At 69.3% G+C, this 22,677-nt stretch carries 21 protein-coding genes; 8 read left to right on the top strand and 13 right to left on the bottom strand.

The features are described from left to right. Positions 1-86: 86 nt before the first annotated feature. From AB0L60_RS23080 to xylB, 4 genes are all read left to right on the top strand, one after another. Positions 87-1,001 carry a tyrosine-protein phosphatase gene (locus tag AB0L60_RS23080; RefSeq protein ID WP_364617266.1) on the top strand — a complete coding sequence of 305 codons (915 nt, stop codon included), beginning with the start codon at positions 87-89 and terminating at the stop codon, positions 999-1,001. A 122-nt stretch (positions 1,002-1,123) separates the two neighbouring features. After that, positions 1,124-2,128: a glycoside hydrolase family 172 protein gene (locus AB0L60_RS23075; RefSeq protein WP_364617264.1), complete on the top strand. Its 1,005-nt coding sequence runs from the start codon at positions 1,124-1,126 to the stop codon at positions 2,126-2,128. Positions 2,129-2,231: 103 nt separating this feature from the next. Next, the gene (locus tag AB0L60_RS23070) at positions 2,232-3,242 is read left to right on the top strand and encodes a zinc-dependent alcohol dehydrogenase family protein (RefSeq protein WP_364617262.1); all 1,011 of its coding nucleotides are present in this window, start codon (positions 2,232-2,234) and stop codon (positions 3,240-3,242) included. Between the two features lie 17 nt (positions 3,243-3,259). Beyond that, positions 3,260-4,648, top strand: a complete 1,389-nt coding sequence (gene xylB / locus AB0L60_RS23065) for a xylulokinase (RefSeq protein ID WP_364617260.1) — start codon at positions 3,260-3,262, stop codon at positions 4,646-4,648. Here the strand turns inward: xylB and AB0L60_RS23060 are convergent. Continuing rightward, on the bottom strand, positions 4,639-4,809 hold the full coding sequence (locus AB0L60_RS23060; RefSeq protein WP_364617258.1) for a ribbon-helix-helix domain-containing protein: 171 nt from the start codon (positions 4,807-4,809) through the stop codon (positions 4,639-4,641). The two genes, xylB and AB0L60_RS23060, sit on opposite strands and share 10 nt — an antisense overlap. A 168-nt stretch (positions 4,810-4,977) precedes the next feature. Between AB0L60_RS23060 and AB0L60_RS23055 the strand changes: the two genes are divergently transcribed. After that, the gene (locus AB0L60_RS23055) at positions 4,978-5,493 is read left to right on the top strand and encodes an OsmC family protein (RefSeq protein WP_364617256.1); all 516 of its coding nucleotides are present in this window, start codon (positions 4,978-4,980) and stop codon (positions 5,491-5,493) included. 30 nt (positions 5,494-5,523) lie between these two features. Next, positions 5,524-6,831, top strand: coding sequence for a bifunctional o-acetylhomoserine/o-acetylserine sulfhydrylase (locus tag AB0L60_RS23050; protein WP_364617254.1), 1,308 nt, complete (start codon positions 5,524-5,526; stop codon positions 6,829-6,831). A gap of 3 nt (positions 6,832-6,834) precedes the next feature. Here AB0L60_RS23050 and AB0L60_RS23045 read toward each other — a convergent pair whose 3' ends face one another. The 4 genes from AB0L60_RS23045 to AB0L60_RS23030 all read right to left on the bottom strand — a co-directional run bounded on the left by AB0L60_RS23045 (position 6,835) and on the right by AB0L60_RS23030 (position 11,375). Continuing rightward, positions 6,835-7,494, bottom strand: a complete 660-nt coding sequence (locus AB0L60_RS23045; protein WP_364617252.1) for a TMEM175 family protein — start codon at positions 7,492-7,494, stop codon at positions 6,835-6,837. A 34-nt stretch (positions 7,495-7,528) separates the two neighbouring features. Continuing rightward, positions 7,529-9,004, bottom strand: coding sequence for an FGGY-family carbohydrate kinase (locus AB0L60_RS23040; RefSeq protein WP_364617250.1), 1,476 nt, complete (start codon positions 9,002-9,004; stop codon positions 7,529-7,531). A gap of 1 nt (position 9,005) precedes the next feature. Beyond that, a complete protein-coding gene (locus AB0L60_RS23035) occupies positions 9,006-10,424 on the bottom strand; it encodes an L-fucose/L-arabinose isomerase family protein (protein WP_364617248.1) in 1,419 nt (472 codons plus the stop codon). 111 nt (positions 10,425-10,535) lie between these two features. Next, positions 10,536-11,375, bottom strand: a complete 840-nt coding sequence (locus AB0L60_RS23030) for a glycosyl hydrolase family 32 (protein WP_364617246.1) — start codon at positions 11,373-11,375, stop codon at positions 10,536-10,538. 54 nt (positions 11,376-11,429) lie between these two features. Between AB0L60_RS23030 and AB0L60_RS23025 the strand changes: the two genes are divergently transcribed. Then, positions 11,430-12,521 carry a winged helix DNA-binding domain-containing protein gene (locus AB0L60_RS23025; RefSeq protein WP_364617244.1) on the top strand — a complete coding sequence of 364 codons (1,092 nt, stop codon included), beginning with the start codon at positions 11,430-11,432 and terminating at the stop codon, positions 12,519-12,521. Between the two features lie 34 nt (positions 12,522-12,555). Here AB0L60_RS23025 and AB0L60_RS23020 read toward each other — a convergent pair whose 3' ends face one another. The 6 genes from AB0L60_RS23020 to AB0L60_RS22995 form a co-directional block, all read right to left on the bottom strand. Beyond that, positions 12,556-13,299 (bottom strand): succinate dehydrogenase/fumarate reductase iron-sulfur subunit, encoded by a 744-nt coding sequence (locus tag AB0L60_RS23020; protein WP_364617242.1) that lies wholly within the window; start codon positions 13,297-13,299, stop codon positions 12,556-12,558. 14 nt (positions 13,300-13,313) lie between these two features. Beyond that, positions 13,314-15,248 carry a fumarate reductase/succinate dehydrogenase flavoprotein subunit gene (locus AB0L60_RS23015; RefSeq protein WP_364617240.1) on the bottom strand — a complete coding sequence of 645 codons (1,935 nt, stop codon included), beginning with the start codon at positions 15,246-15,248 and terminating at the stop codon, positions 13,314-13,316. A gap of 2 nt (positions 15,249-15,250) precedes the next feature. Continuing rightward, positions 15,251-15,931: a succinate dehydrogenase cytochrome b subunit gene (locus tag AB0L60_RS23010; protein WP_364617238.1), complete on the bottom strand. Its 681-nt coding sequence runs from the start codon at positions 15,929-15,931 to the stop codon at positions 15,251-15,253. A gap of 203 nt (positions 15,932-16,134) precedes the next feature. Beyond that, the gene (locus AB0L60_RS23005; protein ID WP_364617236.1) at positions 16,135-16,470 is read right to left on the bottom strand and encodes a calmodulin; all 336 of its coding nucleotides are present in this window, start codon (positions 16,468-16,470) and stop codon (positions 16,135-16,137) included. 162 nt (positions 16,471-16,632) lie between these two features. Further along, positions 16,633-17,664 (bottom strand): MauE/DoxX family redox-associated membrane protein, encoded by a 1,032-nt coding sequence (locus AB0L60_RS23000; protein ID WP_364617234.1) that lies wholly within the window; start codon positions 17,662-17,664, stop codon positions 16,633-16,635. 249 nt (positions 17,665-17,913) lie between these two features. Continuing rightward, on the bottom strand, positions 17,914-18,309 hold the full coding sequence (locus AB0L60_RS22995; protein ID WP_364617232.1) for a phage tail protein: 396 nt from the start codon (positions 18,307-18,309) through the stop codon (positions 17,914-17,916). A 245-nt stretch (positions 18,310-18,554) separates the two neighbouring features. Between AB0L60_RS22995 and AB0L60_RS22990 the strand changes: the two genes are divergently transcribed. Then, the gene (locus tag AB0L60_RS22990; RefSeq protein ID WP_364617230.1) at positions 18,555-19,613 is read left to right on the top strand and encodes a LysR substrate-binding domain-containing protein; all 1,059 of its coding nucleotides are present in this window, start codon (positions 18,555-18,557) and stop codon (positions 19,611-19,613) included. On the opposite strand, the gene AB0L60_RS22985 is transcribed toward AB0L60_RS22990, so the two are convergent. Next, entirely contained in the window at positions 19,548-20,312 is a 765-nt protein-coding gene (locus tag AB0L60_RS22985) for a tyrosine-protein phosphatase (RefSeq protein ID WP_364617228.1), read from the bottom strand. The two genes, AB0L60_RS22990 and AB0L60_RS22985, sit on opposite strands and share 66 nt — an antisense overlap. A 25-nt stretch (positions 20,313-20,337) precedes the next feature. Continuing rightward, complete coding sequence (locus AB0L60_RS22980) at positions 20,338-22,518, bottom strand: pyruvate, phosphate dikinase (protein WP_364617226.1); 2,181 nt, start codon at positions 22,516-22,518, stop codon at positions 20,338-20,340. Between the last annotated feature and the right edge of the window lie 159 nt (positions 22,519-22,677).

Genomic DNA, 22,677 nt, shown 5'->3' with positions numbered 1-22,677 from the left:
CTGCCGTATCCCGCAGCCGTGCCCGCGTCAGAAGCCCGGGCCGGGGACACCCCACCACCCGGTCCGTGACCGAAAGGAACCCCCTAGTGACGATCTCGCGCGCCGGACGCGGCACACTCACCGGTGTAGCCGCCGCGCTCATCGCCCTCACCCCGATCGCCGTCACCCCGGCGCTGGCGGCGCCCGTCCCGGTGCTACAGACGCCCAAGGGCGCGTCACTGGACCTGCCGTCCGCGCCGAACGCCCGCGACCTGAGCGGCATCCCGACCCAGGGCGGCGGGGGCAAGGTCAAGGACGGTTCGGTCTTCCGCTCCGACGCGCTGAACAAGCTGAGCGACGCCGAGCAGCAGCAGCTGGTGTCGGCGGGCATCGTCGAGATCATCGACTTCCGCAGCCCGACCGAGCGCGGCCAGAACCCGGACAAACTGCCGGCCTCCATCCCGGAGAAGTCGATGCCGGTCTACGACCCGAACAACGACTTCTACCTCTTCTTCGCCAAGGCCGTGCAGGGCGGCCCCGCCGTGCAGCAGCAGCTGCTCGGTGACGGCAAGGGCCATCAGTACATGGTCGACTACTACAAGTGGATGGTCACCGACCCGACCGCGCGCTCGCAGTTCAGCGCCGCGGTCAAGGAGATCGCCAACGCCAACGGCCCGGTGCTGTTCCACTGCACTGCCGGTAAGGACCGCACCGGCTGGATGTCGGCCATCCTGCTGAGCGCCCTGGGCGCGCCGAAGGGCCAGATCTACAACAACTACCTGGCGTCCAACGACAACCTGGCCGCGTCGAACAAGGCCACGCTGGACGGCCTGGTCGCCAAGGGCCTGGTCACCGATCCGTCGCTGTTCGAGCCGGTGCTCGGCGTGGACCGCGACTACCTGGACGCCTCCTTCGACGCGGTCCAGCAGAGCTTCGGCTCCTTCGACAACTTCCTGTCGCAGGGCCTGGGCGTCGACGACGCGACCGTCGCCGCGCTGAAGTCCAAGCTGGTCGGTAAGTAAGCAGTTCCCGGAATGCCGGCGCCGTGTGCCCGGGGAGGCGGCGGCCATGGGACAGCGTCGGCATTCGCATGTCCGCCTCATGTCCGCTTCACATTCGTGATCGACATGCGAAAATTCGCATGGTGCACGATATCTGGCAGCTGGACGGGCGGCGCACCCGCTCGGTGAGCGCGGAGAACCCCACCGGCGAGGCCGGCGGGGGCGGGCGCGCCATCTCCGGAACCGGGGCCTTCGCGGCCGCGGGGCTGGGACGCGGATGGAAGGTGTCGCCGTCCATCGATCTGCCGCCCGGCGAAACCGCCACGCTCGCCGACCTTTCCGGGCCCGGCGTGATCCGGCACCTGTGGCTCACCACCGATCGCGCGCTGCTGCGCGACTTCACCCTCCAGATGTATTGGGACGGTTCGCCCGAACCGGGCGTCGCGGTGCCGCTGGGCGACTTCTTCTGCAACGGCTGGGATCAGCTGGCGCTGATCAATTCCGCCATGGTGGTGGTCGCGCCCGCCGGCGGGCTGAACAGCTACTGGCCCATGCCCTTCCACACTCGCGCGCTCATCACCCTGCACAACGGGTCCGAGCGCGCCGCGCCGGTGTATTACCAGATCACCTATCTGGAGGAGGAGTTACCCGGCGCCGCCGGGTATCTGCACGCCCGGTGGCGCTGCTCCGATCCGCTGGGCATTCCGGCGGAGCATCCGATCGTCGAGATCGACGGCGGTCCCGGACGGTATGCCGGGACGTATCTGGCCGTGCAGCCGCGGGCGGCGGGCTGGTGGGGCGAGGGCGAGCTGAAGTTCTATCTCGACGACGACACCGAATTCCCCACCCTGTGCGGGACCGGCACCGAGGACTATTTCGGCGGGGCCTGGAATTTCGACCTCGACGGCGCTTATCGACCCTACTCCACCCCCTATCTGGGCATGCCGCAGGTGTTGCCGCCGCATCGAATCTACGAACCGCACCAGCGATTCGGCATGTACCGCTGGCACATTCCCGATCCCATCTGTTTCGACCACGGCCTGCGCGCCACCGTGCAGGCGCTGGGCTGGCGCGCCGACGGCCACTACCTACCGCTGGACCAGGCGCATGTGGCCTCCACCGCCTTCTGGTATCACGCTCTCCCCTGATCCCCCGCATGTCCCCGTAACGATTGCGGGAAAACAGAAAGATTGCGATTGCTATTGCGTAAAACGCGTCGAGCGGGTGGCACGCGGGTGCATGGTTATTGCTATGCGCGCCTTGGTGGTCGAGAAGCCCGGACAGTTCTCGGTCGAATCCGTGCCGGACCCTACTCCGGGCAGCGGTGAGGTAGTGGTCCGGGTGGATGCGGTCGGGATATGCGGTACCGATATCCATATCGTGGAGGGCGAATTCCCGCCCACGCCCTATCCGATCGTGCCGGGCCACGAATTCGCGGGGGAGGTGGTGGCGCTCGGCGCGGACGCGGCCGGGGTGCGGGCCGGTGACCGGGTGGCGGTGGATCCCTCGCTGTTCTGCGGGCGCTGTCACTACTGCGCGATCGGGCGCGGCAATCTCTGCGAGAACTGGGGCGCCATCGGCGACACCGTGGACGGCGCCATGGCCGAGTACGTGAAAGTGCCCGCCGCCAACTGTTATCGGCTGCCCGGGCATGTGCCGCCCGCGCACGGCGCACTGGTGGAACCACTCTCGTGCGCGGTGCACGGATTCGATGTGCTGCCACGGCGACTCGGGTCGCACTACCTGATCTACGGCGCGGGCACCATGGGGCTGCTCATGCTGCAGCTGGCCATCGCGGCGGGCGCGGCGTCGGTGTCGATGGTGGACACCAATGCCGACCGGCTGGCCACCGCGCGCACGCTGGGCGCTGACGCGGCCACCGTGTCCGCCGAGGACATGGACCGGCCCGAGGGCTGGGAGATCGTGATCGATTGCAGCGGAACGGTGGCCGCGATCGAGGACGGGCTGTCCCGGGTGCGGCGCGGCGGCACCTATCAGCAGTTCGGGGTGGCGCCGGCGGCGGCGCGGGCGAGCATCTCGCCGTTCCGCGTCTACAACGACGAGATCACCATCGTCGGCTCCATGGCCGTGCTGCACAGCTTCGGACGGGCCGTGGACCTGCTCGGTGAGGGCGTCATCGACGCCGACACCGTGATCACCCACGACTTCGCACTCGACGAATTCGGCGACGCCCTGCGGACCTTCCGCGCGGGCACCGGACGCAAGATCCAGCTGCATCCCGGACGGGCGGCGGCACGATAGAGGGTGGTGGCTGGCCAATGACGGTCGTTGCCGGAGTGGACTCGTCCACTCAGTCCTGCAAGATCGTGGTGTGCGATGCCGATACCGGAACGATTTTGCGGCACCGCCAGATTCCGCACTACGACGGGATCGAGGTGCCGCCGCTCATGTGGTGGGAGGCGCTGCGGGCGGCATGTGATCACATGATGCGCGATGTGGAGGCCATCGCGGTGGCCGGGCAGCAGCATGGGCTGGTGGCGCTGGACGCGGCCGGGCATCCGGTGCGGGATGCGTTGCTGTGGAACGACACCCGGTCCGCGGAGGCGGCGAGACAGCTGGTGGACGAGCTGGGCGGCCCGCAGGCGTGGGCGGACGCGGTGGGGAGTGTGCCGCTGGCCGCGCACACGGTGGCCAAACTGCGCTGGTTCGCCGATCACGAACCCGAGCTGGCCGACCGGACGGTCCGGGTCCTGCTGCCGCACGACTACCTGACCTGGCAGCTGCGCGGCGGTGATCCGGCCACCGAGCCGACCACCGATCGGGGCGACGCCTCCGGCACCGGGTACTGGTCACCGGCCGCGGGCGCCTACCGGCCGGATCTGCTGGCGCTGGCCTTCCGCGGCCGCAGTCCCGCACTGCCGCGGGTGCTGGCGCCCGCCGAGATCGCCGGGCACACGCCGGGCGGGCGGCTGGTGGCGGCCGGCACCGGCGACAATGCCGCCGCCGCACTGGGTTTGGGCATCGGGGAGGGGGATGTGGTGGTCTCGCTCGGGACCAGCGGCACCGTCTTCACCCGCGCCGCGCACCCCAGCGCCGATCCTTCCGGCGCGGTGAACGGGTTCGCCGACGCCACCGGGGCGTTCCTGCCGCTGGTGTGCACGCTCAATGCCGCCCGGGTGCTGGACGCGACCGCGATGCTGCTGGGCATCGATGTGTCCGGCCTGGAGGTGCTGGCCGCGCAGTCGCCCGCGGGCGCGGACGGTCTCACCCTGCTCCCCTATCTCGCGGGTGAGCGGACCCCGAATCTGCCGTACGCCACCGGCAGCCTGCACGGCCTGCGCCCGCACACCATGCGTCCACACCATCTGGCCCGCGCCGCCATCGAGGGCATGCTCTGCAATATCGCCGAGGCCCTGGACCGCCTGCCGACGGTGCCGCATCGAATCCTGTTGATCGGCGGGGCATCCCGCTCCCGCCTCATCGCGCACGCCGCCGCCACCATCTTCGGCCGCACCGTCACAGTGCCCGATCCGAGCGAATACGTCGCCCTCGGCGCGGCCCGCCAGGCCGCCTGGGCCCTGCGCGGCGGTCCCCGCCCACCCCGGTGGCCGACCCCCGCGGGCACCGAATTCCATGCTCTGGCAGCGGGGATCGGCGCCGCTATTCGCCAGCGCTACACCGAGATACGCGACACCTACTACCCGTAGACGACCGGACCGTCGGACAGATAGTCGTCCCAGGTCCGGTGCCGGGTGATATAGGTCCGGATGGCGTCCCGGGCAATGTCGTGTTTCGACCGCCCCTCCATCGCCGCCTGCGCACTCAGCGCAGCTTCTTCGTCCTCGCTGAGCCGCAAAGTCCATGCCACCGCGAATTCATACCACCCCGGCGCAACCCTGTCTGCCGAACGGTTGACCAGTTGGCAACCATCACATGACCGGCGGGTAGCTCCGGGGCCGTGCGAACGGCCGCGATTGCGCTCACGACGAGCGTAACCATCGCCGGTACCGGTGGCCGGGTCGTAGCTTCACGCGGTATGACAACCGAGCTGAGCACTCCGTTGAACGATATCGTCGAGGCGACCGGCCGGGCCGTGGCCGCGGATCCCGCCCAGGCCACAGTGGTATTCCGGGCTGCGGGGACACCGGAGGGCACCGTCGGGAGCGCGATTGCCCTGGGGCGGTACACGGTTCGGGTGGACGAGCCGCCGTCACTAGGCGGTGCGGGGTCCGCGCCGAATCCCGTCGAGGTGTATCTGGCCTCGCTGATCGCCTGCCAGGTGGTGACGTATCGGTTCTGGGCGCAGCGGCTCGGCGTGGCCATCGAGGAGCTGGCCGTCGACGCCGAGGGCGATCTCGATGTGCGCGGCTTCTTCGGACTCGACGACACGGTCCGCCCCGGATTCCAGGCGGTGCGCGTGACCGTGCGAATCACCGGACCCGAGTCCGCCGAGCGCTACGCCGAATTGCAGCGGGCGGTCGACGAGCACTGCCCCGTCCTGGATCTCACCACCGCCCGGACCCCGGTCGAGACCACCCTCGTCACCCAGTAGGAACACGTCCCCAACCCACCGGAGGCCCCGATGACCGCATCCGCTCTGCCCGAAGACCCCACCGCCGCCTGGAGTTTCGAGACCAAGCAGGTCCACGTGGGGCAGACGCCCGACGGCGCGACCGGCGCCCGCGCGCTGCCCATCTACCAGACCACCTCCTACGTCTTCCGCGACACCGACCACGCCGCCGCGCTGTTCGGCCTGGCCGAGCCTGGAAACATCTACACCCGCATCATGAATCCCACCCAGGACGCGGTGGAGCAGCGGATCGCCGCGCTGGAGGGCGGTGTGGCCGCGCTGCTGCTGGCCTCGGGTCAGGCGGCGGAGACCTTCGCGATCCTGAACCTCGCGGGGGCCGGGGACCACATCGTGTCCAGCCCGCGGCTGTACGGCGGCACCTACAACCTGTTCCGGTACACCCTGCCGCGGCTGGGCATCGAGGTGAGCTTCGTCGAGGATCCGGACGACCTCGACCAGTGGCGGGCGGCAATCCGCCCGAACACCAAGGCTTTCTACGGGGAGACGGTGTCCAACCCGCAGAACCACATTCTCGACATTCCCGGCATCGCGGAGGTCGCGCACGGTTCCGGGATCCCGCTCATCGTCGACAACACCGTCGCCACCCCGTATCTCATCCAGCCGCTCGCCCACGGGGCGGACATCGTCGTGCACTCGGCGACGAAGTATCTGGGCGGGCACGGCGCGGCCATCGCGGGCGTGATCGTCGACGGCGGCGCCTTCGATTGGCGCAGTGGACGTTTCCCCGGATTCACCGAGCCCGACCCGAGCTACCACGGTGTGGTCTACGCCGATCTCGGCGCACCCGCCTACGCGCTCAAGGCGCGGGTGCAGCTGCTGCGTGATCTGGGCTCGGCCATCTCGCCGTTCAACGCTTTCCTCATCAGCCAGGGCCTGGAGACCCTCAGCCTGCGCCTCGAACGGCACGTCGCCAACGCCCGGGCGGTGGCCGAATTCCTCACCGAGCGCCCCGAGGTCACGGCCGTCTCCTATGCGGGCCTGCCGTCGTCACCGTGGTACGAACGCGGAAAGCAGCTGGCCCCCAGGGGCGTCGGCGCCATCATCGGCTTCGAGCTGGCCGGCGGGGTCGACGCGGGCAAGCGCTTCGTCGAAGCCCTCACCCTGCACAGCCACGTCGCCAACATCGGCGACGTCCGCTCCCTCGTCATCCACCCCGCCTCCACCACCCACTCCCAGCTGACCCCCGAGGAGCAGCTCGCGGCGGGCGTCACCCCCGGCCTGGTCCGCCTGGCCGTGGGTATCGAGGGCATCGACGACATCCTCGCCGATCTGCGCGCCGGATTCGCCGCCGCGCAGTAGCCCTCAGAAACGATCGAGCGGGCGAATCGGCGGGGAGACAGCCGAATTCACCTGGAGGGCGATGATCAGCCCGATGCTCAGGTAGGTGCTGATCGGGCAGAGGACCACCGCCGCCGCATACAGCAGTTGCACGATACCGATGCGGCGGCGGATGGCCGTCAGGTCCTCGGGTCCGGTGTGCTCGGCGAGCAGACCGGCGCGACGCGCGTAGCGGAGCGCGGCGAGCTGGACCAGGCCCAGGTACAGCAGGTCGGCCCAGTACACCAGCAGGGCCAGGCGGGACTGGGGGAAGGCGGCCAGCAGCGCGGTGGCGAAGGGCACCAGGCAGATTCCGAACAGGAACATGAGGTGGATCCAGGTGAGCGAGCGGTCCGCCCGGTCCATGAGGTTGAGCTGGGTCTGCTGGCCGATCCAGAACATGCCGAGGGTGAGGAAACCCAGCAGGCAGATGAGGAACTGCGGGCCCACGTGGGTGAGCGCATGCCAGACCGGTTGCTCGTCGGAGACCGCGCCCGCGCTCCACAGCGAGCGCTCGTGCCACGCCTCGCCCGCGGGCACGTGCAGATCCAGCACCAGCAATGTCATTGCCACAGCGAAGATCCCGTCGCTGAGCGCCCCGAGGCGGCCGAGGTCCTGCGCCGCGATGCGGTGATATCGAGTCATCCACCTGCCCTTCCCCGCCGGACCCTAGCGGATGTCACGGGGCGGCGCGGTGCTGCTCCCGGGCGAGGAAGTGGGCGGTGGCTTTCGTTGCGTCGTAAAGGGATCGGTAGTGGCGGTAGTACGGGGCGTAGTGGGCGGTGACCGACGGGTCGGGTTCGACCGTGGTGATGATCGGATTCCAGTCGGCGGTGTCCAGGCCCAGGGATTCGGCGGCGAGCAGGGCGTCGCCCAGGGCCGCACCGACCGTGTCGGCCGGGAGCTGCTGGGGCAGGCCGGTGATGTCGGAGACGATGCGGGTCCACAGGCCGCCCTTGGTGCCGCCGCCCACGGCCACCAGCCGGGTGGCGGGAGTCCCCGCGGCGGCCATGGCCTCGAGGTTGTGCCGCACGCCGTAGCCGATGCCCTCGAGGACCGCGCGGTAGAGGTCGGCGCGCTGGTGGGTGAGGGTGAGACCGGCGATCACGCCACGGGCGTCAGGATCGAACAGGGGCGTGCGTTCGCCAGCGAAGTAGGGCAGCACCAGCAGCCCGCGGCTGCCCGGCGGAACGTGGGCGGCCTCGTCGACGAGTTCGGAGAAGTCGCCGCCGGTGAGGGTGCGCAGCCAGTCGGTGATCGCGCCGGAGGTGGCCATGCCGGCGGCGGACGTGTATGTGCCGGGCCAGGTTCCGCAGGTGGTCCAGAGGCCGGGCTGGGGGCGGGGGTCGGTCAGCACCTGGGTGAGGAACATGGTGGTGCCGTACATGATCATGCAGTCGCCGGGGGCGCGGACGCCGACACCGGCGGCCTCGGCCCAGGCGTCGATGGTGCCGGTGGTGACCGGCAGCCCGGCGGGCAGGCCGGTGGCCGCGGCGGCCTCGGCGGTGACCCGGCCGACTATCTCGGTGGGCCAGGCCAATTCGGGTAGTCGCAGGCCGGGTGCGACGGATTCGGCCCAGTCCACGGCCCATTCGCGGGCCATCAGGTCGTACATGGGCACGCACTGGCTGGCGGATTGATGGTCCAGGACGTGGCGGCCGGTGAGGCGATGGACCAGAAACGAGCTCGCCATCAACAGCATCCGGGTGGCCCGCCACACCTGCGGCTCGTGGCGGATGAGCCAGCGCAGCTTCGGCCCGACCGCCTGACTGGTGAGCGGCGAGCCGCAGCGCTCCAGCACGGTCTGCGCGCCCAATTCCGCGTTCAGTTCCTCGATTTCGTTGCCGGCGCGCGTGTCGACCCCGTAGAGGATGGCGGGCCGCAAGGGGCGGCCGACAGCGTCGGCGGGCAGCAGGCACGGCCCGATGCCGCTCACCGCGAGCCCCTCGAGGGGTTCGCCGTCGGCGGCCGCCACCAGTTCGCGGGTGATGGCCGCGAAGTCGGCCCACCACACCGTCTCCGCGTCGTGCTCCACCCAGCCCGGGCGGGGCGTCGAAACCCGGTGCGGTCGTTCGGCTCTCATCGCGACCGTGCCCGCGTGGTCGACCAGGACGCCCTTGGATCCGGAGGTGCCGATATCGATGCCGAGGAACATGTCAGCTCGCCCGGCTGAATTCGTCGAGCGTGACATCGAGCATTTCGCAGGCCGCGCGGACGGTGGCGCGCTGGTCGCCCGGCACGGCGTGAATGTGATTGGCGCCGAAGCGGGACAGGAAGTCCCCGGCGTCGGCGTCCAGGCGGGCGAAGGCGTGCGGCCACTCCCAGGTGGACTGTTTCATCAGCGATTCGTTGGTGGCCGGGTCGTAGGTCTCGAACTCGCCGAGCATCAGCTGCATACGGTAGGCGCCGTCGCGGCGGGTGAGCCGGGCCAGCGTCATCTGCCCGGGCGCGGCCAGGTGATGCACCGACGCGCCGCCGGCCGGGAAGAAGAACACCTCCGGATACAGGTGCACCCGGGCCAGGTTCTCGGCCGGATCGTCGCTGCGCGCCGCGTACCAGGTGGCGTGCTGGCCGGAATTGCACAGATCCCAGATGTCGCGGTCGGCGTGATAGTGCCGGACATCGGCGAAGAGCACCGGCGTGCCCGCTATCTGCTTGAGCAGCTGCATGGTGAGCGCCCCGTCCATATCCGCCTCGGTGGCGCACACGTGGGGCTGTTTGGGCCCGTTCCAGTCGTAGGGGTCGTTGAGGAACGCCTCGGTGATGTCCATGGTGGCGAAGTACTGGGTGAGCTCCGGCTGTCCCTTGATGCCGGAGAAGTCCAGCCGCCACTCCGCGATCAGATCCCGCATGGCCAGGTACGAGCGCAGCTGCCGTTCCAGCAGCTCCGGGGTCAGCTTGCCGCCGTCGTAGTGGACCCCGGCGGTATTGCGCTCCAGCCATTCTCGCGCCGCCCGGGCCTCACCGGCGTCGGCGAGTTCGGCGCGGCGCACGATCTCCCACTGGTCGATCTCCTCGACATCGATGCCGAACACCCGCTGCCACTGATCGGTATTGGCGACCGCGGTGTTCATGCCCATGGGTCGCCCGCCGATGCGCCCGAAGGTGCTGCCCCGCAGGCCGGCCACCGCCGCCGCACCGCGAGCGCGTTCCCCGATGGCCGCGATCAGGTCCGGATCGGCGGGATCGCCCCACAGCCGGGCGTGCGCGCGGCCGATCTGATCCAGCGCGCCGCCCGCGGCCAGCATGCCCACCATGCCCGGCTGTACCGGGTCGACATTGGACAGCAGCAGCAGCGGCCCGCGCAGCGCGCCCGCGGCCAGCATGGTGAAGTGCGGGAACGCCCACACCGCGTAGTGCAGCACGGTCAGGTCCACCCCGGCCGCCTCCACCTGCCGGGCCACCCGCACCGCCTGGTCGTTGCCGCCGATGGGTTGCACACCGCGAATCACGATGTGCCCGGCCGCGGTCAGCTCGGTGACGAGCCGGTCCTCCGCGGTCCGGATGAATCCGACGATGCCGCCGTGCACGTAGTCGCGGCCGTCGGAAAAGCTGATCACGCCGATTCGGGCCATACTGCCTGCCTCCCCGCACTGGGTGGACTCTCGACTCCGTTCAGAATTCCAGTTCAGGCCGCACGCCGCGCCCGAAATCGGATTTTCGGGGTGAACGCGGGCCGGGCCGTCTCAGCGTGGGAAGTGCAAGCGGGCCAGCGCGACTCCGCCCTGCGCCCAGCCCGCGTGGGTGATCCAGAGGGTGTCCTCGTGGGTGATCACCTCGGCCGCGTGGGCGGGCACCTGCCCCACGCGGCCGGACGCGTCGAAGTGAAAAGGGTTGTCGCCGCGGAAGATCTCGGTGCCGACGTAGCCGGGGCGCGGACCGATCAGCAGATACCAGGCGCCGGCGTGGCGGAGCACGAACGGCGATTCGGTGTTACCCGCGCCGGTTCCGGTCGCCGGGTCGGTGAAGGCGATGCGGCGCTCGCTCCAGTGCACCAGGTCCGGGCTGGTGCGGTAGGCGACGACGTGGTTGCCTCCGGTGGGGGCGCTGGTCGCGCAGTAGTACATGACCCACTGTCCGGCCACCCGCAGCACCATGGGGTCGCGGGCGTCGTAGCCGTCGCGGAAGACCGGGCCGCCCGGATGCCGGGTCCAGTGGAACAGGTCGGTGGAGGTGGCCAGGCCCATACCCGTTGCGGTGCGGTCGGTTCCGCCGCCGTCGTAGAACATGAAGTAGGTGTCGCCGTCGCGCACCACGAAGGGGGCCCACAGGTGGGTCTCGCCGCGCTCGCGGTCCACCGTCAGCGCGGCGGAATGCTTGGTCCACGGGCCGTGCGGGTCGTCGGCGGTGGCGTGCGCGAACTCGGTCTCGTCGAAGGGGTCGGCGGGCTCGGGATGGGTGATGCCGAACAGGTGCCAGCGCCCGCCGACGTCCTGGACCAGGGTGTGATCATTGATGTACCAGCACTGATCCGGCTCGCTGGGGTCGTAGATGTGCCGGAACTCCCCCGCTGTCACCGTGCCCATACCCGTCCTCCATATAGGACCTTAACTGTCCTACTTCCATTCGACAATGGACCCATGCCGGGACTCTCGCTGCGAACCCTGAACCGCACGCTGCTGCTGCGTCAGAAGTTGAACGAACGGGTCGCCATGCCCGCCGCCGAGCTGGTCCGGCATCTGGTCGCGGTGCAGGCGCAGGAACCGAACTGGCCCTATGTGGGGTTGTGGTCGCGCCTCACCGATTTCCGCCACGAGAATCTGACCACGCTGCTGCGTGAGCGAACCGTGGTGCGCGCCACCACGATTCGCCGTACCGTCCATCTGACGGACGCCCAGGACTACCGCTGGCTGTACCCGACGGTCCGACCGGCGATCGAGCCCACGCTCCGCTCGGTCCACCTCCGGGATGCGGTGGAGGGCCTCGATATCGCCGAATTGGCCTCGGCCGGAACAGAACTGCTGACCGGCGCCACCATTTCCCGCCGCGACCTCGGCAAGCGGCTGTCCGCACGCTTCCCGGGCCGTGAACCGCGCGCCCTGGTCCACGCGCTCGGCGTCATCCACCCGCTGGTACACGATCCCGCCGCGGGTGGGTGGGGCGCGTGGCGCGGTCGCTCGGTCTCAGTGTCGCCGGCCGAGGAGGCGATAGGCGCGCCCCTGGCCGAGGGCCCGCGCCCGAATACCCTCGTCCGCCGCTATCTGGCCGCCTACGGCCCGGCCACCGCCGCCGACATCCAGGAATTCGCGGGCGTCACCCGGCTGGCAGCGGTGATCGCCCGCCTGCGCCCGGAACTCCGTGTCCTGCACGATGACTCGGGCCGCGAACTCTTCGACCTCCCGGACGCCCCGATCGCCGACGCCGAACTCCCCGCCCCCGTCCGCTTCCTCCCCGCCTTCGACAATGCCTGCCTCGGCCACCGCGACCGCAGCCGCATCATCAGCGACGCCGACCGCGCCCGCATCGCCAAGATCGCCTCAGGCGGAGTGCCCATGTATCTCGTCGACGGATTCGTCCACGGCCGTTGGGATCTGGACGGCTCCACGATTCGGATCATGCCCTGGCATCCCCTTACCCATGCCACCGAGGCCGCTGTCCGCGACGAGGCCGAACGCCTGCTCCCGCTCGTCGTACCCGGTGAAGCAGGCAAGATCATGATCGAGACGCGCTGATCGGATCTCTCTCCTGCGCGGCCACATCACGGGGTCAGCGGGCCCTTCTCGCAGCGCGGAGGAAGTCCTTGTTCAGGCGGCCGATGACGTCCTGCGGAATCTCCTTCGGGCAGGCGAGGGTGCATTCGCCGGTGTTGGTGCAGCCGCCGAAGCCCGCATCGTCGTGGGCATCGAGCATGCCGACGACGCGGGAATGGCGCTCCGGCTGTCCCTGCGGCAGGAGACCGAGGTGGGTGACCTTGGCGGCGGTGAAGAGCATGGCCGAACCATTGGGGCAGGCGGCCACGCACGCGCCGCAGCCGATGCATTCGGCGGCCTGGAAGGCTAGGTCGGCGTCGGGTTTCGGGACCGGGATCGAGTGCGCCTCGGGTGCGGCGCCGGTCGGCGCGGTGATGTAGCCGCCCGCCCGGATGATCCGGTCGAAGGCCGAGCGGTCGACCATCAGGTCCTTGATGACCGGAAAAGCCTTGGCCCGCCACGGTTCCACGGTGATCGTGTCGCCGTCGGCGAACTTCCGCATGTGGAGCTGGCAGGTGGTGGTGGCCTGCTCGGGGCCGTGCGGAGTGCCGTCGATGACGAGTGAGCACGCGCCGCAGATGCCCTCGCGGCAGTCGTGGTCGAAGGCGATGGGCTCCTCGCCGGCGCCGGTGAGCCGTTCGTTGAGGACGTCGAGCATTTCCAGGAACGACGCGTCGGGCGAGACCTCCACGCCGTAGTCGACCATCCCGCCCTTGTCGCGGGAGTTCCGCTGCCGCCAGATACGCAGGGTGAGTTTCATTCTCGATTCCGTTCTTACTTGTAGGACCGCGTGCTGGGCTGGACGTACTCGTAGCTCAGCGCTTCCCGGTGCAGCGTCGGTGGCTCATCCTGGTTCCATTCCCATGCGGCGACATAGGAGAAGTTCTCGTCGTCGCGGCGCGCCTCACCGTCCTCGGTCCGCGACTCGGCCCGGAAGTGGCCGCCCGCCGATTCGGTGCGGTGCAGGGCGTCGATGACCATGAGCTCGGCCAGCTCCAGGAAGTCGGCCACCCGGCCCGCGCGCTCCAGCGACTGGTTGAGGTCATCGCCGGAGCCCGGCACGTTGACGCGCTCCCAGAACTCCGCGCGCAGTGCGGGAATCAGGGCCAGCGCCTTGCGCAGTCCCGCCTCGGTCCGTTCCATGCCGCAGTACTCCCACATGAGGTGGCCGAGCTCGCGGTGGAAGGAGTCGACGGTGCGGTCGCCCCGGATGGACAGGAGTCCGTCGATCATCGCGGTGACCCGGGCCTCGGCGGCCGCGATCGCGGCGGCCGGCACCTCCCCGACCGGACCGCGGGCGAGATAGTCGCCGAGGGTGGCCGGCAGGACGAAATATCCGTCGGCCAGGCCCTGCATGAGCGCGGAGGCCCCGAGCCGGTTGGCGCCGTGGTCGGAGAAATTGGCCTCCCCGATCACGAACAGTCCCGGAATGGTGGATTGCAGGTCGTAGTCCACCCACAGCCCGCCCATGGTGTAGTGCACGGCGGGGTAGATGCGCATGGGCATCTCGTACGGGTTCTCGCCCGTGATCCGCTCGTACATCGTGAAAAGGTTGCCGTACTTGGCTTTCACCGCATCGACGCCGAGCCGCCCGATGGCGTCGGCGAAATCGAGATAGACGCCGAGCCCGCCCGGCCCGACTCCGCGCCCCTCGTCGCAGACGTTCTTGGCCGCGCGGGAGGCGATGTCGCGCGGCACCAGATTGCCGAAGGCCGGATAGATGCGTTCCAGGTAGTAGTCGCGCTCGGGCTCGGGTACATCGCCGGGCTTGCGTTGGTCCCCAACGTTTTTGGGCACCCACACCCGGCCGTCGTTGCGCAGTGACTCCGACATGAGCGTCAGTTTCGACTGGTGCTCGCCCGAGACCGGGATGCAGGTCGGATGAATCTGTGTGAAGCAGGGATTGGCGAAGTACGCGCCGTGCTTGTGCGCCCGCCACGAGGCCGTGACATTCGAGCCCATGGCATTGGTCGACAGGAAGTAGACGTTGCCGTACCCGCCGGAGGCCAGCACCACGGCGTCGGCCGTGTAGGACCGGATCGCGCCGGTGACCAGGTCGCGCACGACCACGCCCCGCGCCACCCCGTCCACCATGATCAGGTCGAGCATCTCGTGCCGCGCATGCAGTTCCACGGTGCCCGCGTCGACCTGCCGCAGCAGCGCCTGATATGCGCCCAGCAGCAGCTGCTGCCCGGTCTGGCCGCGGGCGTAGAAGGTGCGCGAGACCTGCGCGCCGCCGAACGACCGATTGTCGAGCAGGCCGCCGTACTCCCGCGCGAACGGAACACCCTGCGCCACACACTGATCGATGATCTGCGTCGAGATCTCCGCCAGCCGGTGCACATTCGACTCGCGCGACCGGTAGTCGCCGCCCTTGACCGTGTCGTAGAACAGCCGGTGCACGCTGTCACCGTCATTGCGGTAATTCTTGGCGGCATTGATCCCGCCCTGCGCGGCGATCGAGTGCGCCCGCCGCGGCGAATCCTGGAAACAGAACTGGATCACGCGATAGCCCTGCTCCCCCAGCGTGGCCCCCGCCGAGCCGCCGGCCAGCCCGGTGCCGATGACGATGACCGTCTTCTTGCGCTTGTTCGCGGGATTGACCAGCTTGGCCTCGAACTTCCGGGTGGTCCAGCGCTCGGCGATCGGCCCGCCCGGCGCTCTGGTGTCGGCGATCGGCTCGCCGATGCGGAAAAGACTGTCATTCATGGCTATTTCACCCATCCGAAGGAGACAGCGATCGGGACGGCCAGGAAACCGGCGACCAACAGGATCGAGACGGCGGCCGCGAGCAGGTCGTAACCGCGAGCCCCGGCCAGACCCAGGGTCCGGGCGGCACTGCGAATGCCGTGGCGCAGGTGCAGACCCACCATGACCACGGCGACAACGTAGAAGAGCGTGACGTACCAGTGGGACGGCGCGAAGTCGGCGACCACCTTCTCGTACGGAGTCGCGTTGCGGCCCACGGGATTCACCGCGCCGAAGGTCAGATCCAGCAGATGCCAGACGAGATACAGCGCGATGATCACCCCGCCCCACCGCATGGTGTGAACGGCATAACCCTGCGCATGAGACTTCTTCTTCGCCGCGTACCCGACCGGCCTGGCGCGCCGCGCCGTACGCGCAAGCGAGACCGCCGACCACATGTGCAGGATCACGCTCACCGCGAGCACGACCTCCACAGCCGACAGCAACCCCCGCCGAGGCACCGCGGGCTCACCAACCGTCCGCAACCACTCGGCGTAGTGATCGAATTCCGACGCCCCCAGAAACACTTTGAGATTCCCGGCCATGTGGGCGATGAGGAAAAGCACCAGGATGCCCCCGGTCACCGCCATCACGGCCTTCTTGCCCACCGTCGTCCGGTAGAGCTCAGGTATTGCGACAGCCACCAGCGGAAGCTACGTCCGCTCCGCGCCCCCGGTCCAAGTCCCCAACGCTCTGGTCTCCATGACCCTGGCCTATGCACCGAGCTGCGACCGGGATTACTACCGCAAGTAGTGAATGCGGCCCGTGAACGATGTCACACGGAGGCTGAACCAGCGGACCCCGGCCGAGTGCACTCGGCCGGGGTCCGCCGCCGACGGCGTCGCGATCAGCGGATCTCTCGGGTGAGTCGGGACGACCACGGACACCAGAAGCAACCCGGCAGGAAAGCGCCGCAAGCCTCGTCCAGATGGTCCTCGAGGTAGGAGATAGCCGAGTCGCAGACCTCGATCGCCATAGTGAAGAAGGTGATCGTGTCGGGGTCGAGGTGGAAGCTCCAACCCGGGTTGTAGTCGGCCACCTGTTTCCTGATGCGTCCCATGACATGGATCGACATCTGCTCTTCTCCAGACAGGATCCGACGCGCTTCCGCGATGCGCTGCTCGTTATTGAGCCGGATGATGAATTCCTTGCCGGAGTAATCGGTGAATGCGAAGTCCGCCATGACATCTCCCTGCCAGAAGTAGTGGATGGGATTCGTACGCGGTTCTGCATCGATGCACTCAGCATCGTATCGGCGCGAGAGCGCTGTGTACACGAAATTCTCTGTGCGGCAATCGATTTGGACTTCCAGCCGGTTTCCGGCGGCGGTAACCGGACCGACGGGTCAGTTCTGGCCCTGGTTGGCGGCGTGGTGGCCGTTGCTTCGAGAGGAAAGCTGGGCTCGGATCGATCTCCCGGCGAATATCAACTCACGAATCGCGATAGCGCCCCGCGCAACGGGCGCGGCGACCCGGCCCTCGGCGTCGATCAGCACAGCCGACGGTGTACCGCGGACGCGATATCGCAGCGCCGCCTCGTTGCCCTGCTGCACCAGCGACGGGATCTCGCCCAGACCCTGTTCGGCGCCCCAAACGGCCTGCTCATCGGCATCGCCGTTCCCGACGACGACCATGGTCATGGCCGTGCGCGCCCGCCACCGCGGCAGCTCACGGGCCAGCGCGGCGCACATCTCACAGCCCGGGTGCACGAACACCAGCAGCACTCCCCGGCCGTCCGAGAGCAGGTCCGCGAGGTTCGTGCGGGCGCCCGCGATATCGAGCAACTCGAACTCCGGCGCGACCGAGCCGACCGGCAGGCCCTCGGCGCCCAGCGTCGAGAGCGCCTGCTCGTCCAGCCGGCGCCGCAGCGCGCCGACCTGGCCGACCAGCCACGCCAGGACCCCGCACAGCAGCGCACCGAGGGCGAGCTCGGTCGCGCCATCGGCAGCCAGGCCGGCGGGCACCGAGGGACGGGCCAACCCGCCCCACACGACCGACGCCGCGAGCGCCATCAGCACGCCGTTGCGCACGATGCTGCGCGCGCCGATCGGCGTCGTGCTCGCCGCACCGAAGCATGAGCACGAGGGGCGCTTGCCGCGCCGCAACAAGCCGACCATGACCACCGTGAACACCGTCAGCAGGAGCAGCGCGCCGACTGCCCCCGCGACGGCCGTCCACGGCAGGACGACGCCGACCGCCAACACCGCCTCGGCGACCGGCAGCCCCCACGCCACGGCGGGCACCCACCGTACCGGCACCTCGAACTCCCCCACCGCCTGCCGCGTACCGGCGCGATCGGCCAGTTTCCCCCAGGCCGACAACCCGAACACCACGGCGAGCGCCAATCGCGTGACCCACACCCCGTATTCGATCAGCATGGGCCGCACCCTCCCACATCAGCGATTATTCGAATCAAGAATCGCCGGAAGAGTATTCGAGGTGTTGTGAAGGCCTGCCGGACACGTCATCGCCCGGCCGCGGAGACGAGAGCGGCGCCTGCACACCGATGCCCGGGGTGGCCCGAGACCCCAGCCCGGCGGCCTCGTGGATGTCGAGACCGCCGGCTGGGATCTGATCGTCGAGTTCGTGACCGTGCACAGCTCATGTGACGGTTGGTGCGCCGCCGGCTAGAACTGCTCGATTTTCATCCTGTCGCAGGAGAGAGTGACGGTCTCGTTCGCCGGCCCGGCGTTGCCGGCCTCGAGCGAGGGAACGTTCCACGAGCGAGTCCAGGCATTTATCAGACTGATCGCCAGCACGGGCTCCCCATGGCTGTCCAGTTCGGTGATCGTGATGGTCGCTCTCGCGCCGTGGGGGTCCTTCAGCGACTGCCGGATCCAGCGGTCGAATACCTCGCTCTTGTCCGGGCTCCGGGTGATGGTCACCTCACGCTGCTCGGTCTGCGGCTGGTGGTCATCGCGTCCATCGCCGAGACCTGACACCACGCGGCGCGCCTGCTCCATGAAGAACCTGTCCAGATCGATACGGAACATTCCCGTGCTGATCTTGTCCTGGGTTTGCATGTCGACCTCCTGAATTCGTAACCGGTTGGTTTCTCGCTCATGAGGCAATGCCATTCGAGAGTACGGCGTGGACGGGGCCGCCGGAACGGGAAATTGCGGTCTTCTCGATCAACGGCCGTCGGCGGTCCGCACCACGCAGCGACCACACGCCCGATACGCCACCAGCCCCCGCTCGAGAGCACGAGTCTTCGTGATCATCGACTCGGAATCGGAATGGCGGAGTTCATAGTTCTAGGCTATCGACTGTGCAGTTGCAGCAGTTGTCGTACTTCCTGGCTGTGGCGCAGGCCAGGCATTTCACCAGGGCGGCCGATGCGCTGGGGGTCGCGCAGCCATCGTTGTCGAAGCAGATTCGGACACTCGAGACCGAGCTCGGGGCTTCGCTGTTCAGCCGGGCGCGGGGGAATATCACGCTGACTCCGGCAGGTGAGGCGTTGTTGCCGTTGGCTACCCGGATTCTGGCGGATGTGGATACCGCGCGGCTGGAGGTGCAGGAGCTCGCGGGGCTGCGACGGGGGCGGGTTCGGCTCGGGGCGACGCCGTCGCTGTGTTCGGGGCTGCTGGCCGATGCGCTGCGGCGGTATCACGACGCGTATCCGGGGATCAGGCTGCTGGTGGAGGAGGGCGGGTCGCGGGATCTGGTGCGGCAATTGACCAGGGGCGCACTCGATTCGGCGCTGGTGATCCTGCCCCTGGGCGAGGACACCCCGCTGGCCACCACGCCGATCCTGCGTGAGGACCTGGTGGTCACCGCCAGGGTCGACGACAGTTCGCTGCCCCAGCGTCCGCACCTGCGGATCACGGATCTGCGGGATCGGCCGCTGGTGATGTTCCGGCCGGGCTACGACCTGCGGGAGGCGACCATCGGGGCCTGCCGGGAGGCGGGGTTCGAACCCCGCTTCGCGGTCGAGGGCGGCGAGATGGATGCCGTGCTGCGGTTCGTGGAGGTGGGGCTCGGGATCGCGGTCGTCCCGTCCACGGTGCTGGCCGGACGGCCCGGGCTGCGCGGGATTCCGCTGTCGGGCGACGGCGGGCGCGAGTCCCACGGACTGCACCGGACGGTCGCGCTCGCCCATCGCAAGGACGTCACACCCACGCACGCCGCCGGGGCGTTCCGGGCGACGCTGGAGAGTTTCGTCCGGGAGGCTGCCGCGAGCGGCGGCCTCCCGGCGGGGGTCCGGTCGCTGCTGCCGCACGCTGGAGCGACCGGACCTGAGGTAGCGACCGGGACCCGAGGCCTAGGCGACGACCAGAACCTCGCGGAGCCGCTGGAGTTCGGACTCCGAAAGTCCATTGGCGAGTAGCCAGTTGGCAGCCCCGCCGTGCTCGGCACGCAGGTTCCTCAGGAAGCCGAGCATGACCTCCGGGGAGACGGCCAGGATGCCCGTATTGGTCTGTGGCAGGCCCTCGTAGGACGGGAGCGCGTCGAGTCGGTCGCGGACCTTCTGGATGCGCTCGTTGGTGAGGGCGTAGTCGTGGGCGATCGCCTCGGCGGGGACCCCGACCGAGTCCAGCAGGACCGCGGCGAGCACGCCGGTGCGGTCTTTGCCTGCGGCGCAATGGAACAGCACCGAGTGGCGATCCGGATCGACGATGAGGCGAACCGCCTCGACGATGTGCTCGCCACTGCCGCCGAGCAGCTGACCGTACAGCTCGGTCAGGTCGATGCGGGTCTTGTCGGGGACCAGATCCCGTGCGGCCAGCGAGGATTGCGGCGACTTGCGGATCGGCAGGTTGGCGATGCGCAGGCCGGAGTCGGCGATCAGCCCGTAGCCCTCGCGCTCCACCTCGTCGGGCAGGCGCAGGTCGATGACCGTGCGCAGGCCCAGCTTCTCGACCAGGTGCGACAGGTCGTCACGGGTGGCCTGCTGCAGCGTGGAGGAGCGCAGGACGATGCCGAAACGTGTGGTGCCGCCGCCGGTTACGGGGAGCCCGCCCAGGTCGCGCACATTGTCGATCTGGGCGAAGTCGATCCAGCGGGAGGGCATGGAATCAGTGGTCACGACAGGCTCGGTGGTCACAACGGGCTCAGTGGGCACGGCCGGCCGCCGCCTCTTCCGCGCGGGTCAGGCCGCACAGGCCGATCAGGTCTTCGTGCAGCTCGAACCAGACGGTGTGGTAGCTGTCCATGATGGGCCGGGCCACGTAGGTGTGGTCGCCCTCGGCGATGCGCTCGACGGCGCGGTCGAGGCGGTCCAGGTAGCGGGACAGGCGCGGGGCGAGCCCGCCCAGCCGGCCGATGAGCGGGCGCAGGCGCTGGTGAGTCTCGTTGAGCCGGCCCAGCACCGAGGCGTCGTACTCGGCGTCGGCGTGATCGTTGACCGTGGCCGGGTCCTTCATCTGCCAGTCGGTGATGATCACCTTGAGGTCGCCGTTGAAGACGCAGAACTCGTCGTAGGCGGCGGTCATGGCGGCCGCGTCGACGGTCGCGCGCTCCTCGGCCAGCAGTTGCTCCAGGCGCGGGCGGCCCTCTGGGGTGATGCGGAAGCCGGCCGGGGTGGCGGCGCAGTAGCCCGCGGTCACCAAACCCGCACAGCAGGAGTCGATCTCGGCGGTGTCGGCGAACAGGCTGGCGGCCAGATTGTCGGCGTTCACCCGGCCCTTGATGCCGACCAGCCGCAGCACGGCCAGCTCGGTGACGGGAGCGTTCACGGAAACCTCTTCCTGCTCGGCGTTCTCGGTGGCGGCCTCGGCGGCTTCCGCTGCGACAGTGCGGTTTTCGAGGCGGTCGGCGAGCTGCTCGCCGGTCACGCCCGCCCACTGGGCGAGCTGGCGCACATCGTCGAGAACGGCCTGCTCGACCGGCTTGGCGACGACCTCGCCGGGCAGCACCAGCCCGGCCCCGCCGTCGACGGTGACGGACCTGCCGGTCAGCGCGGCGACCACGCCGGGCCCGCAGCCGACCACGCACGGGCGGCCGAGTTCCCGGCTGACCAGCGCGGCATGCGAGGTGGTGCCGCCCAATTCGGTGACGATGGCCCGCGCGGCGATCATGCCGTGCAGATCGTCGGGGCTGGTGGTGGGACGCACCAGGATGACGTCCTCGCCCGCCTCGGCGCGTGCCTCGGCCTCGTCGGGATCGGTCACGACGACGCCGGAAGCCAGTCCGGGACAGGCCGATTCGCCGCGGGCGAGGGGCTCCTGACCGCCGGTGTCGCCGGAGGCGGGGCGCAGCACCTCGCGCACCTGGTCGGCGGTGACCCGGTCCAGGGCCTCGTCGGCGCTGATCAGCCCCTCCTCGACCATGGCGACCGCGGTACGCACCGCGGCCCGCGCCGAGCGCTTGGCCGGACGCGACTGCAGCAGCCACAGGGTGCCGGATTCGACGGTGAACTCCACGTCCTGCAGATCGCGGCCGTCGTGCTCGAGCAGCTGGGCGGCGGCGATCAGCCGCTCGTGCACCGCGGGCTGGGTGGCGGCCAGCTCGTCGAGCGGGCGCGGGGTCAGGCGGCCGGACACCACGTCCTCGCCCTGCCCGCCGACCAGCCACTCACCGTAGACGGGGCCGTCGCCGGTATTGGGGTTGCGGCTGAAAAGCACACCGGTGCCGGACAATTCGTCGAGGTTGCCGAACACCATGGCCTGCACGGTGACCGCGGTGCCCAGGGTGTCGGGCACGCCGCGGTTGGCGCGATAGGTTTTGGCGCGCGCGGAATCCCAGGACCGGAACACGGCCTCGATCGCACCGCGCAGCTGGTCCCACGGATCGGCCGGGACCGCGCCGTTCGCGTCGCCGAGCACGGTCTCGCGGTACTGGTGCACGAAGCGCTGCCGGGTGTCCTGCGCGTAGGCCGGATTGCTGGTCTCCACGGCCAGCGCCTGCTGCACCACGTCGGTCATGCCGAGGTTCAGGACGGTGTCCATCATGCCGGGCATGGAGATGGCCGCACCCGAGCGCACCGACACCAGCAGCGGGCGCTCCGCCGACCCGAAGCGACGGCCGGTGCCGCGCTCGATCATGGCGATGCCGTCGAGCACCTGTGCCCAGATCTCATCGGCGATGGCGCCGCGGCGCGTGTAGTCGGCCCAGCCGTCGGTGGTGATGACGAACGCGGGCGGCACCGGCAGCCCGAGGGCCCGCATGTGGTCGATGCTCCACGCCTTGCCGCCGATCTTCTCTCGCGACAGTCCGCACGCGCCGTCGAGTTCGACAACGGTCGCGCCCGCCGCAAGGTCCAGACGCCGCGCAAGCTCCGTTCCGGCCGTCATGTCACTCCTTCGAGGTCCTGGATTCATTCGCACTCCAGCGCTCCGCCGCTGCTCGAGCGGCCTGCCGGGCAATATCCATCCCGTCCCCCTACGGGACCACTTCAACGAGCGTGCCGGGTGAGCGCGCCCACACCCAACTCCCATCCCGATCAGCGGAAT

Source organism: Nocardia sp. NPDC051981, from assembly GCF_040680715.1.
GTDB lineage: Bacteria > Actinomycetota > Actinomycetes > Mycobacteriales > Mycobacteriaceae > Nocardia.
The sequence above is the reverse complement of the archived record's forward strand: the minus strand, read 5'-3'. Positions and strand labels throughout refer to the sequence as shown.